We start from the raw sequence: 14532 nt of genomic DNA, 5'->3' as shown, positions 1-14532 counted from the left end.
AGAGGGAGATGGGCTGCGCGCGATTACCCGTTCGAAGCCAGCAGCGCCGCCGCGCGTGTGATGAACTCCGGCAATGCGGCCCTGACAGCGGGCGACAGGCCCTCGTGAATGGAATACGGATCCTCGACCTCCATCGCGAGGATACGTATCGTGCGCGGGAAGGACAGTTCGAGCACATCCGCCATGGCAAGCACCTCGGGGAGCCCGGCATAATGCGGCGATGGAGCCGTGACGGTGCGGAACGATTCCGGGCCGAACTCCACAATGCTGCCGGGTGTATGGACGCCCGTGCACATCGCGTCGAGAATCAGCGCCGTGTCGTAGCCCTCGAGAATCTCAAGCAGCGCGAGGCCCGCCTCGGCCGATTCGATAACCTCGATGTCCGTGCCGCCAAGCGCGCGCAATCCGCGGGCCGCCTCGATGCCCACGCCGTCGTCGCCGAGTATGTCGTTGCCGAGACCGAGAACGAGTGTTGTCATGTCACCGGCGCAGTTCTCGATGCAGCGATCCGTCGCGTTTCAGAATTCGCGCGATCAACGGCATCTGTCCCGGCAGACTGTGTGTGGCGCAGGCGTGGCATGGATCATAGGCGCGAAATGCCATCTCGATTTTGTTCAACAGACCGTCCGACACTTCGCCGTTGTGAATGAGTCCGCGGGCCGCCTTCTCCACACTCATGGCCATGCGTGCCGCGTTGTTCTGCGTCGCGACGATGAGGTTGGCGCGAGTGATGACGCCCCGTTCATCGCTTTCGTAGTGATGTATCAGCGTGCCGCGCGGCGCCTCCACGACGCCGATGCCCACCGAGGGCTGCCGCGTCAATGCGGCGCGGATGTCGGTGCCGGTGATGTCGGGATCGTCGAGAAGCTCGTTGATACGCTCCGCGGCATACACCATTTCAACCACGCGCGCCCAGTGATTGGCGAGTGTGTGATGCACGGGATGGCTCAGTGTCGCGAAGTATTCGTCGAAGGCCTTCTGCGCCTCCGGCGTGGCCATGCCCTCGGCCGCGTTGAGCCGCGCCAGCGGCGCCACCGAGTAGATGCCGCTGTCGACACCTTCGCGGAATCCGTTCCATCCCACGGGTTTGAGGTAGCAGAACTTCACGTAACTCCACGGCTCCACGTGTTCGGCGATGTAATCGGCGTACAGCGCGCCGGGAAATCGCGCGTATACTTCACCGTTGGGATCCACAACCCTGATACTTCCGTCGTAGAAATTGACCCGGTTCTCGGAATCGACGAGCCCCATGTAGTAGGTCTTGTGTGTGTATGGATACGAGGTGATCAATTTCAGGTAGTCGTCGTTCTTCAGCACCACGTCTTTGAACACCTTCAGCGTGAAACGCGCGAAGTCGAGTCCGTCGCGCGCCACCTCGCGGAAACGCGGCAGCTCGGAGGGATCCAGGCGTTTCGCGACACCTCCCGGCAGTCCGAACACGGGATGTATCGCCTTGCCGCCGAGATGTTGTAACAGGCCGCGCAGCCGTTTCCGCATGTCGATGACACGCGTGCCCACTTCGAGTCCCACCGCGCCGATCACGCCGAGTATGTTGCGCTGCGCCGCGGGCGCGTCGGGCCCCACGATGAAGTCGGGCCCGCCGAGGACGAACACATGCAGCGCGTGATCCTCGAGCATAAATATGTTGTAGAGCAGCTCGCGCAGCTTCTTCGCCGTTGTGGTGGGTGTGACGTCGTAGAGGGCGTCGAGCGCCTTTGTACCGGCCATGTGATGCGCTGTGGGGCAGACGCCGCATATGCGGCTCGTGATCTGCGGCATATCCTCCGCCGGCCGACCCACGCTGAACACCTCGAAGCCCCGCAATTCCGGAACCTGAAAGTAGGCGCGTTCCACATCCCCGTTGTCATCGAGGAAAATGTCGATCTTGCCATGCCCTTCGAGCCGTGTGATCGGATCGATGGTGATACGCCGACCGCCCTCCTCGCGTGGTGTGATCTGCACGTCCTGTGTCTGAACTGTGCCGCGCGTCTCGTCGTTCATGGCGTCCTCAAGATTGTGGGGAGTCTGTCTGGGAATTGTGAACGCGCCGCAGCAGCGACGTCGCCAGTCCGTACCGGTAGAAGGTGCCGAGTGGATCCGGAATGGTGTCGAGCACGGAGCGAATCGCCTCCGGCTCCTCCGCGCCGATGTTCGAGGCGAGCGACGACATCATCTTCGCGCCCTGATCCAGCACCCGGGACGTGGGGCCGAAACACCCCGTGCAGGGCATGTTGCCGGAGGGACACAGCGCCTCGCAGCCGCCGCGTGTTGCAGGACCCATGCAGGGTACCGCCGCCGCGAGGAAACACGTGTCGTCGCGGACGAGTGTCGTGTGTGGTCGTCCGAACGCGTCGAAGTGCAGATCCACCGGCTTGCTGTCGCGCCGGGGGCACTCGTCGCAGAGCGCGGTGTCGGGCGCGAGCACCGTACCCTTGGGCGGTCGCGCTCCGCCGAGCAACGCGAACAGCGCCTCCTTGAGGAGACGTGGTGTCGGCGGACAGCCGGGGATCGTGTAATCGACATCCACGACCTGACCCAGACTCCGCACCGTGGCGCGGAAGCGGGGCAGGGTGACGGCAAATCCGTTTTCGCTGTGTTTCGCTTGAGGGCGCACACCCTCCGTATTGTCGACGGTGCTTGCGTCGTGGTAGACGTACTGCAGGATCCGTTCCTTCTCGTACAGATTCGCGAGCGCAGGAATGCCACCGCTGTGCGCGCACGATCCGTAGGCGATCAGAACCTGGCTCTTGCGGCGCAGCAGCCGCGCCATCTCTTCCTGTTCGGATGTGCGCACGGCGCCGTTGACCAGCGTCGCAAAGATGCTCGCGTCGGGCATCGCCTCGATGTCGCTTTTTTTGAAGTCCATTGCGACGGGCCAGAATACGATGTCCACCGCATCCACCACGGCCAGAATGTCCTCGGCGAGATCCACCACCGATTCCTCACAACCGCCGCAGGATGCGCACCAGTACAACCCCACCTTCGGTTTGTCAGACATGGCTTGGTTCCTCCTCCAACTGCAGTGCACGCGCCTCGTTTCCTTCCTCCAACTCGTTGTCCCACGACTGAAAGGTTCCGGGCAGGTTCAGCGGTCCGAGCACCGTGAGTGTGTCCACCATGCCGTTGATGACACTCTTCACCTTGTCGCCTTCCGAGGCGGAGATCCACTCGAGCCGGAAACGCTCACGGGCAATACCCATGCCGTCGAGAACGCGATGTACAAGTTCGGCGCGTCGCAGCATCTTCGTGTTGCCTTCGGCGTAGTGGCAATCGCCGGGATGACAGCCGCCGACCAGCACGCCGTCGGCGCCGCGCGCGAACGCCGCCAGGATAAATTGCGGATCGATGCGTCCGGAACACATGACGCGTATCACGCGTGTGTTCGGTGCGTATTTCATGCGCGCCACACCGGCAAGATCCGCCGCCGTGTATGTGCACCACGTGCAGAAAAAGGCCACGATGCACGGCCGCCACGCGGGAGCCGTGTCCGTTTGTTCGACAGTGTCGTTCATGTTGTCCTCGCTGTGCGCACGGTGTCAGTGGTAGGAGAGCAGGCCGTCGATCTCGCTGAGAATCTCGGCGTCTTCGAACAGGTGTTGACGAATGGATGCGGACGGACAGGACGCGACACATGTGCCACAACCCTTGCAGAGCGCCTCGTTGATACGCGCCTTCTTCGTCTCGTCGTCGCGTGTGATCGCGGTGTACGGGCACAGCGGCAGGCAGCTCAGGCAGCCCGAACAGGCATCATCGTCGATATATGCCGTGTTGGGTTCAAGCTCGAACGAACCCGCGTCGAGTAGCGCAAGCGCCTCCGCGGCGGCTCCTCCGGCCTGCGCGACGGTGTCGGGAATGTCCTTCGGTCCCTGGCAGGCGCCGGCGAGGTAGATGCCGTCGGTGAAGGTGCTGACGGGCGCGAGCTTCGGGTGGCGCTCGAGGAAGAAGCCGCCGGTGGAACAGGAGATGGTGAACATGCGCCGCACATCTTCCGCATCCTCCCGGGGTTCGAGGCCGGTGGAGAGTATCACCATGTCCACCGGTATCTTTCGTATCCGCCCGATCAGTGTGTCCTCGGCCTGCACTATCACGCGACCGCTGCCGTCCTCAGGCGGGGGCAGCGTTTCTGGTGTGATGTCGGCGACACGTCCGCGCACGAGATGTACACCCTCCGACGACACACGGTTGTAGAATTCCTCCATGCCCTTGCCCGCCGCGCGCATGTCGATGTAGAAACTGTACACCTCCGCGCCGGTCTTCTCCTTCACCAGATGCGCGAGTTTCAGCGAGTACATGCAGCAGACGCGCGAACACCAGCGGTTGTAATCCTCGTCGCGCGAACCGACGCAGTGCACGATCGCGACACGCTCGGGCGCGCGGCCGTTGCGCATCACCACCTCGCCGCCCGTCGGGCCCGACGAGTTTACGATGCGTTCGAACTCGAGTGCCGTGTACACGTTCGGCAGGACGCCGTACCCGTAGTACGGGATACGCTTCGGATCGAAGGCGCGGAAGCCCGTCGCCAGGATCACGGCCCCCACGTCAATGTCGATGTGTTCGGCCTGCTGCGAAAAATCGATCGCTTCGCGGTCCGCGCAAATCTGTACACACAGATCCTTGCATGTGCCCGTCTTGATGTGTACACAGTGCTCCGGGTCGATGACGGGCACGGGCGGCACCGCCTGCGGAAAGGGGATGTACACGGGCTTGCGTTTGCTGAGTCCCATGTTGAACTCGTCAGGCCAGCGACCGTTCTTGTAGATACAGGCCTCGATGCACTCGAGGCAGCCGACACAGAGGTCCTCGATCACATAGCGCGGCTTCCGCTTTACGGTCACGCGGTAATTGCCCACGTAGCCCTCGACGCGCTCCACCTCGGAGTATGTCCAGAGCGTGATGTTCGGGTGCGACTTCACCGCGGTCATCTTCGGGGTCAGAATACACGCCGCGCAGTCGAGCGTCGGAAACGTCTTGTCGAATTGCGCCATGTGTCCGCCGATGCTGGGATCGCGCTCAACGAGGTACACCTTCCTGCCTGCGTGCGCGATGGTGAGCGCCGCGTGTATGCCCGCGATGCCGCCGCCGACTACAAGCACGGCGGGTGTCACGTTGACGGAACGCCGTTCGAGCGGCTCGTGGAAGGCGACGCGCCGCACGGCCGCGCGCACCATGTCCATCGCCTTTCCCGTTGCAAGTTCGCCGTCGTTGTGCACCCACGACCCGTGTTCGCGGATGTTCACCATGTGCATATAAAATGGATTCAACCCGCCGCGCTCGGTGGCGTTGCGGAATGTCTGTTCATGCAGCAGCGGGGAACACGAGGCGACAACAATGCGGTTCAGCGCGTGCTCGCGGATGTCCTGCTCGAGCAGCGCCTGTCCCGGATCCGAACACATGTACTTGTAGTCGCGCGCAAGTACGACGCCGGGCAGCCGCGCGGCGTACGCGGCAACCCGCTCCACGTCGATGAGTCCGGCGATGTTGCTGCCGCAGTGACAGATGTAGAAGCCGACGCGGATCTCTCCGTTGCCGTCCATGTTATTGTCCTCCGAGCGATTCGACGAGCAATTCCATTATGTCGCGTACCTCCATGCGCTGGTCCATGCCGGCCACCTTTACGGCGTCCTCGAACCGCGACACCTCGTATGGACACGCGATGGCAAGCACGTCGGCGCCTGTTGCGATGGCCTCGCGAATGCGCCGGTCCGACAGGCGTTCCATGTTGCGCGCCTTGTAGTAGGTGTCAAGCCACATGCCGCCGCCCCCGCCGCCGCAGCACACCGCGTTCTCGCGGTTGTGCGCCATCTCCACGAGCGAGAGTCCCGGTATGGCCTTCAGCAGTGCGCGCGGTTCGTCGAACAGGGCGTTGTGGCGGCCGAGGCAGCACGAGTCGTGATACGTCGCCGTCTTGTGTATGGGCGAGGTAAGCTGCGGCGCGAGCACGTCGAGCCGCGCGGCGACGAAGCCGAGGACCGATTCCACCGGGTAATCAAAACCGAACATCGGGTAGCGGTACTTGAACGCGTCCAGCGCATGGGGATCGGATACGATGATCCGGTTGAATCGGTATTTCTGAAGGATGGACATGGTGTAGTCGATGAGCGCCTCCGACAGGCCCGGCTCCCAGGAGAGACGTCCGCAGTCGCCCGCCGCGCGTTCCTCGTTTCCGAGTATGGCCACGTCGGCGCCGATGGCGTGAAAGACGCGGGCCGTCGCGCGCGCGATATCCTGGCCGCGGGGATGGAATGACAGATCGGATTCGACGAACCAGAGCGCATCGGCCGGTCGCGGATCTTCGGAGAATATCCGTACGGGCACGGGACTCGTGCGCGTCCACTGCGCGCGCTTTCTTCCCGATTCGCCCATCGGATTGCCATAGCGGTACGTGTTTTCAACCGCCTTCTGTAATTCGGCGGGCATCTGCGCGAGCCGCAATATGCTCTGCTCCTTGACCAGCGGCAGAAGGATCTCCGTGAGACGGATGTTGCGCGGACACTTCGTCTGGCACGCGTAACAGTTGACGCACTTGACGAGACTGTCGGAATTGAAGACGTCTTCGATCAACCCCGCTTTCAGCATCGTGATGATGCGGCGCGCCGGATACTCCATGTACTCACCATGCGGGCACGTGCCCGCGCAGGTGCCGCATTGGATGCAGGAAAGAATTCTGCGTCCCTCCTCGGAATCGTACAAACGATCCAGCGTCACTCCCCAGATCTGTTCGACGGCATGTTCGGTGGCAAGCATGGGTCAGGTTCCCTCGGCTTCGTGAATGGATGTGGAAACGGACTGCCAGACGAGTTCGGCGAGTTCACGGATCGTGAGACGGCCCTCGATATTTGCGGTCTTCACCGCGTCCAGAAACATGACAAGATCCTTCGGGCAGGCGGCAACGAGTGTATCCACCTGCGGCAATGCCGCGGCTTCGCGTACGCGGCTCTCCGCCGGACGTTCGAGCGCGCCCGGCCTGTCCTCCATCCAGAGGCGGCCGCCTCCCGCCCCGCAGCAGTACCCATCGCGGCCCGCGCGTGGCATTTCGGTAAGTCTTACACCGAGCGCCTCGAGGGTGCGACGCGGCGCGTCGTATATTCCGTTATAACGCCCGAGGTAGCAGGCGTCGTGGTACGTGGCGCGAAGTCCGAGCGGCGTTGTGTTCAACACACCCGTGGCCAGAATCTCGGCGAGAACCTCGCTGTGATGACGGACGCGGAACGACCCGCCGAGCGCGGGGTACTCGTTCCGCAGCGTGTTGTATGTGTGCGGGTCGGTGGTGATGATCTCGTCGAACGTACACTTGGCAAGTACGGCGAGATTCTTCTCGGCGAGCATCTGGAACAGTCCCTCTTCGCCGACACGCCGCGCATCGTTTCCTGCGCAGCGCTCGGCCTCGTACAGTATGCCGAATTCGACGCCCGCCGCGTGCAGGATTTGCGCCATTGCGCGTGTGCTCCCATGTGCACGGACGTCGTACGAGGCGGTGTCGCCGACAAACCAGAGTGTCTGCACCGCCTGTTTGCGCGCGTCGGGAATCTTGAAGGGAAGTCCCACGCTCCATTTTGCACGCGCGCGTTCCGATTGTCCGAACGAGTTGCCGTACCGTGTCATCGCCACAAGAGTGTCCTGCAGATGTGTATCCACGCGGCCGCGCGACACTTCGTGGCGGCGCGCGCGGATGAGCAGCGGGATGTGTTCGTTGCGCACGGGGCAGTGTTCCATACAACTGTAACATGTGGCGCAGGCCCAGACCTGCTCGGGCGCGAGGATCTCGTCCGATAGTACAGCAGGCGAGCCGCCGTTCCGGGAGCGCGCGAGAACGGATCCTGTCGTCAGCATGTGTTCCTTGAACGCATGTACAACGTCCTGCGGCGAGAGCCCTTCACCGCTGTTGTGCGAGGGACAGGCGCGGTCGCAGCGTCCGCACTCGGCGCACGACAGCGACGATAACAACTCGCGCCAGGTGAAATCCCGCAGATCCAGTCGCTCATTCGCCGACAGGTCTCCATCGCCGGGCAGACTGCCTTTTGGCGAAAGATCCGAGAAGTACACATTGAACGGCGACACCAGCAGATGGAAATGTTTCGAGTAGGGCAGGTACGAAAAAAATCCGAGCACGATGGCGGTGTGCAGCCACCAGAACACGGTTGCCACGATTTCGGCGGAGCGTCCGTCCGCAAACACAACGGCCGCCAGTGCCGATGAGACGGGGCGCCACGCGGACGCATGACCCTCGTATGCGACCGCCGCCGATCCGCCGGCCAGAGCCGTGATCATCACCAGCGCGATGAGTGTCAGAATGATGGCCGCGTCGACAGTGCGCTTCACTCCTTCCGGTCGCAGCACATACCGACGCACCGCGGATATCACCAACGCGGCAAGCACCAGTGCGCCGAACACATCGATCAGCAGCGCAATGGGACCGATCTGCTCAGGCCACGGCAAACCGGAATCCGGCAGCAGGCCGCGCAGAAGTGACCAGGCGAAGGAGACGGCGTACACCACAAAACCCCAGAAAATCACGAGGTGAACCGGCCACACAATGGTATGCACGGGCGAGCTGTGATCGCGGAATCGTGGTTGAAGAAACACATCCCGGACCACCAGCGCGAGCCGTCTGCCGACATGTGAGAAACGGTTGTCGGATTTCGAGAGCCGCAGAATACGCACCCAGAACGCTGCGCGAAGCGCGAACAGCAGGAGCGAGACGGCGACGAGCAGCACGAGCCAGATTGTGCCGGAGAGTCCGGCGACGGAATGCAATGTGGGTTCCATGCCGGACTCGATCATGTGTGTTGTACAACGTTCTCGAGCGCCTCCAGCAGCGCGGGCACGACATCGAGCGCGTCGGCGGCCACGCCGTAATGCGCCACGTTGAATATCGGCGCCGTCCTGTCGGTGTTTATGGCGATGATCAGACCGGCGTCCTTCATTCCTTCAACATGCTCCGGTGCTCCGCTGATGCCGAATGCCATGTACACACGCGGTTTGACCATGAGGCCCGAGCGGCCTATCTGCCGCGTAAGCGGCAGCCAGCCCTGGTCGATGACGGGACGTGATGCGCATACGGCGCCGTTGAGCTTCGATGCCAGTTCCTCCACGATGCCGATGTTTTCCTTGTTCTGAATACCGCGGCCGACCGAGAGCAGCACGGGCATCTGCGCGAGATCCACATCTCCCGGGGCGGGCGGAATGAACCGTGTCGCGCGCATGCGCTGGTCCGGTAGCACGGGTGAGGGCAGTTTGACGGGTGATGGTGTGCCGGTGACGCAGCCCTCCTGCTCCTGGAACGCTCCGGCGAGGACGCACAGGACCGCCGGTGTCGAATCGACAAGCACATCCACAAGGATCTTTCCACCGTACTGTCTGCTGCATGCCGTGATTCCATCGTGCGTGATGTCGAAATCGATGCAGTTGGTCACCAGCCGCGCACCGGTGTCGGCGGCAAACAATGCGGCCACATCGCTCGCCAGCGTGGTGGCGGGCATAAGCAGCAGGCCTGGCTGTGTCAAGGCCGCGGCGTCGTGCACCGACTGCAGCATGCCCTCGGGTGTCGGACTTGTCGCGGCATCGTGTTCGACGATGAGAACCCGGTGCGCCGCACCGAAGGAGGCGACTTCTTCCTCCGTGGCGGGTCCCGGCAGAAGAACAGAGATGTCGGATCCGTGTGCTTCTGCGAGAGCACGCGCCTTCCCGAGCAGTTCGTAGACGATCCCGGGGATGCCGCTGCGCAGACGTTCCGCGTACACGAGAATGTTCGTGTTCATTGATCACCTCAGGACATTGTGTTCTTGGAGTATGTCGACGAGTTGTTGTGCCACCGCCCCGGGATCTCCGTCCAGCATCACCGCCGAACCGGTTGACTCCACTTTACGCATTGAGAGCACGCGCCCCCATGTAGGATGCGCGGTCTCGGGCGCTGCATATTCCGAGATATGCGCCTGCGCCTTGGTCTGGCGGATGCGCGATATGGGCACATAGCGCGGGGGCTGTTCCGCCGCCTGTATGCCAATCAACGCCGGCAGGTGTACCTCGATCTCCGAGAACGCCCCTCCGGGATATTCCTTTCGGACGAGTGCGCGTCCCGCGTCGCCGTTGACCGACACGCCGTTGACGCTGCCGACGTAGGGAATGCCGAGTCCGCGGGCGAGGAAGGCGCCTGTCGGACCTTCCACGTCGTCTATGCTCTGCACGCCGGTCAGAATCACATCGTACGGATGTGTACATACCGTGTCTTGCAGCGCCGTCGCGAGCCGCGTGGAGGAGGCGCCGTCGGAAAAATCCGCCGTGATTTTCCCGGCGCTGTCGGCGCCCTTCGCCAGCGCGGAGTACAACATGTCGTCGGCTTCGCCGATGTCGATGGTGACGACGTGTACGGTACCGCCGTGCCTTTCCTTCAGCAGCAGTGCCTGTTCGAGCGCGTGTTCATCGTACTCGCTCGGGATATATCGCAGCCATGTGCTGTCGAGTGTGGTACCTCCGGCGTCGATTTCGAGCTCTTCGACGAGGTCCGGCACCTGCTTGAGAAAAACGAGAATGTCCATCTGTTTACGCTCCTTCGTCTGGTGAGCTGCTGTCGCCGGGTGTTGTTGCAACGCCGGGCGGAGACACGGATAAAAATGACGGCAGCGCGACTGTCGCCTCGAGTAAGACGCTGTCGCCAAGCTTCAGCGTCGTGCGATCGGAGATGGGGATGTCGAAACAGATTGCGGTCAGGAGCACCCGCGCAGTACGCGCGTCGCCACGCTCGCGTAATTCTACAATCTCTCCGACGAGACTCACTCGTCCGGGTCGCGGGAGTTTTTTCATGCGGCGGGGAATGGGGGAAAAAGGGAAATAATATCCGTTATATGTTGCAATTCCCATGCCTGACGGAATGTGAAAAAACTCCCGAATAAACGCGATGTCGAGAACAAAAGTGGCGGAAATCCGTTATCCCCTGCGGTTCTCCGTCAATAAAATCGTATGTCCCGGAATCGACTGGCGGGGTCTGTGCCTACTCTGTATCGAGTCCGTGGCGGTGAAGGCGGTCGCGGAACGTCGAGAGGCGGAGACCGAGCCGACGAGCGGCTTGCGAGCGGTTTCCGTGGGACGTTCGCAAGGCGCGCTTCAGAAGTGTGAACTCAATACACGAGAGTATATCGTCAAGTCCGCGGTGCTCGTCCATGGCGCAGCGCACGCACTCTTCGAATCCGTGCGGTACGTGTTTGTCCTGCCGGATTTCGTCGGGGAGGTCCGCGATCTGCACGGTGTCGCCAGCAAAGAGGCTCAGACGTTGCGCCACGTTGCGGAGTTCGCGCACGTTGCCCGGCCACGAGTAAGCACAGAGACGCGCGAGTGCGTCGGGATGGACGTGGATCTCCCTGTCGGAGGCGTACCGCTGCAGAAAGTGTTCGATCAGAAGTGGCACATCATCACGGCGGTCGCGGAGCGGAGGGATGTATATCGGCACAACATTGATGCGATAAAAAAGATCGGATCGGAAGAAACCCCGGTGCACCAGATTCTGCAGATCCACCTTCGTTGCACAAATGAGACGGATGTCGATCGAAACGGATCTGACGGATCCGACACGCATCACTTCGCCCGTCTCCAACACACGCAGGAGTTTCGGCTGCAGATGTAACGGAAAATCGTCGATGTCGTCGAGGAACATTGTGCCATGATTCGCCAATTCGAACAGCCCCTTCTTGTCGGCGATGGCGTTGGTGTAGGCGCCCTTTTCATGCCCGAAAATCTCACTCTCGAGCAACTCCGGCGGAAGTGTCGCGAGACCGACTTTGACGAACGGCCGGTTATTTCTGTTGCTGTGCCGGTGTATGTACTCCGCCACCACCTCCTTGCCCACACCCGTTTCACCGACCAGCAGCACGGCGCTGCTGGATGGTGCGATCGTACTCAATCGTTCGAAAACGCCGAGCATCGTCGCACTGCGCGCGAGAAACGTATGGGTCGTCAACGGCACGGACGCACCAGCTTGTGAAAGTACAATACATATGGGACACGAATCGTAGTAAAAATCAACAATCGTGAAATCAATGTCAATTATGGCATCGGATTTCTTTCATCAATCTCACAACGGGCGCATTTTCCGCCCCATTCGCTGGGAAATGAACCCGTCGTGTGCCATGTTGGAACGCACTATCCTCATTCGATTATACAGACATGCAAGAAGACGAAATACTCGGCAAAGCATACGACAGCCGGCTGATGAAGCGGCTGCTGATATACGTGCGTCCCTATCGGTGGCACATCGCGGGCGCGATCCTGCTCACCATCCTCATCTCCGCGCTCGGACCCGTCCGCCCCTGGCTCACAAAAATCGCCGTCGACGACTATATCGCGAACAAGGACGCGGCGGGACTGCTGCGCATCGCGCTGCTCCTGCTCGCGACGCTGATCTTCCAGGGTCTCGTGCAGTATGTCATGACCTACTTCACGCAGTGGATCGGGCAACGGACCATCCTCGACATACGCATGCAGGTGTACCGCAAGCTTCAGCGGATGTCCCTGTCCTTTTTCGACAAGAATCCGGTCGGCCGTCTCGTCACGCGTGTCACCGGCGACGTCGAGGTGTTGAACGAGATGTTCTCGTCGGGACTCGTGACCGTGTTCGCCGACGTGTTCATCATCATCTGGATCATGGTGTTTATGTTCACCATCGACTGGGGCCTCTCGCTCGTGACACTCAGCGTGCTGCCTCTGCTGATGTATGCCACGCTGCTCTTCCGGCGCAAGGTGCGCGACTCGTATCGCGACATCCGTTTCCAGGTGGCGCGGCTCAACAGCTTCACGCAGGAGCACGTGTCGGGCATGGCCACGGTGCAGCTCTTCGGGCGCGAGAACGACGCGTACAAGAAACACGAGGCGATCAACGCCGCGCACACGCATTCACACGTGAAGTCGGTTTTTTATTACGCCGTGTTTTTCCCGGCGGTGGATTTCCTCAGTTCGCTCGCGGTGGCGCTCATCGTCTGGTACGCGGGCGGGGGAGTGATCGGCGGCGTGATGACACTCGGCACGCTGATCTCCTTCATCCAGTACACCGAAATGTTCTTCCGGCCCGTGCGTGATCTGTCGGAGAAATACAACATCATGCAGACCGCGATGGCCTCGTCCGAACGCATCTTCACGCTGCTCGACGACGATTCCGTCATCCCCGAACCGCCCGAGGAGGCCGCCGGATTTGATCCGCGCGCCGGCATAGAATTCCGCAATGTGCGTTTTGCGTACAACGGCGAGGACTGGGTCCTGCGCGACGTCTCCTTCACGATTCCGGCGGGCAAAACCGTGGCCATCGTGGGCGCGACGGGCGCGGGAAAATCCACCATCATCAATCTCCTCGGACGCCTCTACGACATTCAGCACGGAAGCATTCTCATCGGCGGTGTGGACATACGGTCGGTGTCGTCGCGGCAATTGCGCCGTGCGATAGGCGTGGTGCTGCAGGACGTGTTCCTTTTCTCGGGCGACATACGCGGCAACATCACACTGGGCGACGAGCGCATCAGCGACGAACGCGTCCGCGAGGTGGCCCGGCTCGTCGGCATCGACCGCTTCATCGAGCGGCTGCCCGACGGCTATGCCACCGAGGTGAAGGAGCGTGGAGCGACACTGTCGGTCGGCCAGAAGCAACTGCTGGCCTTTGCGCGCGCGCTGGCCTACGATCCGTCGATCCTCATTCTCGACGAGGCCACCTCGAGCGTCGACACCGAATCGGAGCAGTTGATTCAGGAGGCCATATCGCGGCTGCTTTCGGGCCGCACATCCATCGTTATCGCGCACCGGCTCTCCACTATTCAGAACGCCGATAAGATCATCGTGATGCACAAGGGGCAGCTCCGCGAGAAGGGAACACATCAGGAACTCCTCGCCGCCGACGGAATCTACAAGCGGCTGTATATGCTGCAGTACAAGGATCAGGAGCTGGTTACGAGGAGCTAGGAGTTAGGGGTTAGGATCTAGATGTGGGAGTTGGGGGCTGGGGGAGTGTGGTCTATTCTATTCGGTGTGAGGAGACAGGATAGAGGAGACAGGAGGAATATCGGGCTGGGGCGCGCGGTGTATCGGCGCGGCCCCAAATCGCAGAGAGCCCGCGAAGCGGGCGGCATACGCACCCTCACCCCGTCCCACTCCCCGTTCCGGGAAAGGGTGACTGATCTGTTCCGGGCTGTGTTTTGTGCGTGTTCCGTGGTGGTGTAGGGCGACCGCCGGTCGCCCCTGTCGGATGTGATTCGCGACTCACGCACACGCCGCATGGATCGCGGAGAGAATCGGACCGCTGTGTCGCTTTATCGTCTAATCGTCCAATCGTCTAATCGTCTGATCGTCTGATCGTCTGATCGTCTAATCGTCTAATCGTCCAATCGTCTGATCGTCTGATCGTCTGATCGTCTGATCGTCTGATCGTCTGATCGTCTAATCGTCTGATCGTCTGATCGTCTCATCGCCTTAAGAGTCCGCAGAGCCCGCGAAGCGGGCGGCATTCATCAACCCACGCCGTGAGGCGTGGGGATCGGCAACGGGAGGATCACGTCGCAT

12 protein-coding genes are annotated in these 14532 nt (G+C 61.6%); 1 reads left to right on the top strand and 11 read right to left on the bottom strand.

The annotated features are described in order from the left end of the window. Positions 1–23 precede the first annotated feature (23 nt). The 11 genes from HY962_07545 to HY962_07495 all read right to left on the bottom strand — a co-directional run bounded on the left by HY962_07545 (position 24) and on the right by HY962_07495 (position 11956). On the bottom strand, positions 24–479 hold the full coding sequence (locus HY962_07545; GenBank protein ID MBI5646771.1) for a hydrogenase maturation protease: 456 nt from the start codon (positions 477–479) through the stop codon (positions 24–26). A gap of 1 nt (position 480) precedes the next feature. Further along, positions 481–2001 (bottom strand): Ni/Fe hydrogenase subunit alpha, encoded by a 1521-nt coding sequence (locus HY962_07540; protein ID MBI5646770.1) that lies wholly within the window; start codon positions 1999–2001, stop codon positions 481–483. Positions 2002–2008: 7 nt separating this feature from the next. Beyond that, entirely contained in the window at positions 2009–2998 is a 990-nt protein-coding gene (locus tag HY962_07535) for an oxidoreductase (GenBank protein ID MBI5646769.1), read from the bottom strand. After that, positions 2991–3512 carry a hydrogenase iron-sulfur subunit gene (locus HY962_07530; GenBank protein MBI5646768.1) on the bottom strand — a complete coding sequence of 174 codons (522 nt, stop codon included), beginning with the start codon at positions 3510–3512 and terminating at the stop codon, positions 2991–2993. Before HY962_07530 ends, HY962_07535 begins: the two co-directional genes overlap by 8 nt. Positions 3513–3536: 24 nt before the next feature. Beyond that, positions 3537–5534, bottom strand: coding sequence for a CoB--CoM heterodisulfide reductase iron-sulfur subunit A family protein (locus HY962_07525; GenBank protein ID MBI5646767.1), 1998 nt, complete (start codon positions 5532–5534; stop codon positions 3537–3539). A gap of 1 nt (position 5535) precedes the next feature. Further along, on the bottom strand, positions 5536–6744 hold the full coding sequence (locus tag HY962_07520; protein MBI5646766.1) for a (Fe-S)-binding protein: 1209 nt from the start codon (positions 6742–6744) through the stop codon (positions 5536–5538). Positions 6745–6747: 3 nt separating this feature from the next. Further along, positions 6748–8766, bottom strand: coding sequence for a 4Fe-4S dicluster domain-containing protein (locus tag HY962_07515; protein MBI5646765.1), 2019 nt, complete (start codon positions 8764–8766; stop codon positions 6748–6750). An 11-nt stretch (positions 8767–8777) separates the two neighbouring features. After that, positions 8778–9758, bottom strand: a complete 981-nt coding sequence (locus HY962_07510) for an electron transfer flavoprotein subunit alpha/FixB family protein (GenBank protein MBI5646764.1) — start codon at positions 9756–9758, stop codon at positions 8778–8780. Between the two features lie 3 nt (positions 9759–9761). After that, the gene (locus HY962_07505) at positions 9762–10535 is read right to left on the bottom strand and encodes an electron transfer flavoprotein subunit beta (protein ID MBI5646763.1); all 774 of its coding nucleotides are present in this window, start codon (positions 10533–10535) and stop codon (positions 9762–9764) included. Between the two features lie 4 nt (positions 10536–10539). After that, complete coding sequence (locus HY962_07500) at positions 10540–10800, bottom strand: hypothetical protein (protein ID MBI5646762.1); 261 nt, start codon at positions 10798–10800, stop codon at positions 10540–10542. 187 nt (positions 10801–10987) lie between these two features. After that, positions 10988–11956, bottom strand: a complete 969-nt coding sequence (locus HY962_07495) for a sigma-54-dependent Fis family transcriptional regulator (GenBank protein MBI5646761.1) — start codon at positions 11954–11956, stop codon at positions 10988–10990. 200 nt (positions 11957–12156) lie between these two features. Between HY962_07495 and HY962_07490 the strand changes: the two genes are divergently transcribed. Continuing rightward, the gene (locus HY962_07490; GenBank protein ID MBI5646760.1) at positions 12157–13935 is read left to right on the top strand and encodes an ABC transporter ATP-binding protein; all 1779 of its coding nucleotides are present in this window, start codon (positions 12157–12159) and stop codon (positions 13933–13935) included. Positions 13936–14532 lie beyond the last annotated feature (597 nt).

This window comes from Ignavibacteriota bacterium (assembly GCA_016218045.1).
Lineage (GTDB): Bacteria > Bacteroidota > Ignavibacteria > SZUA-365 > SZUA-365 > JACRFB01.
Note: the sequence above shows the minus strand (reverse complement) of the source record. Positions and strands in the feature narration are given on the sequence as shown.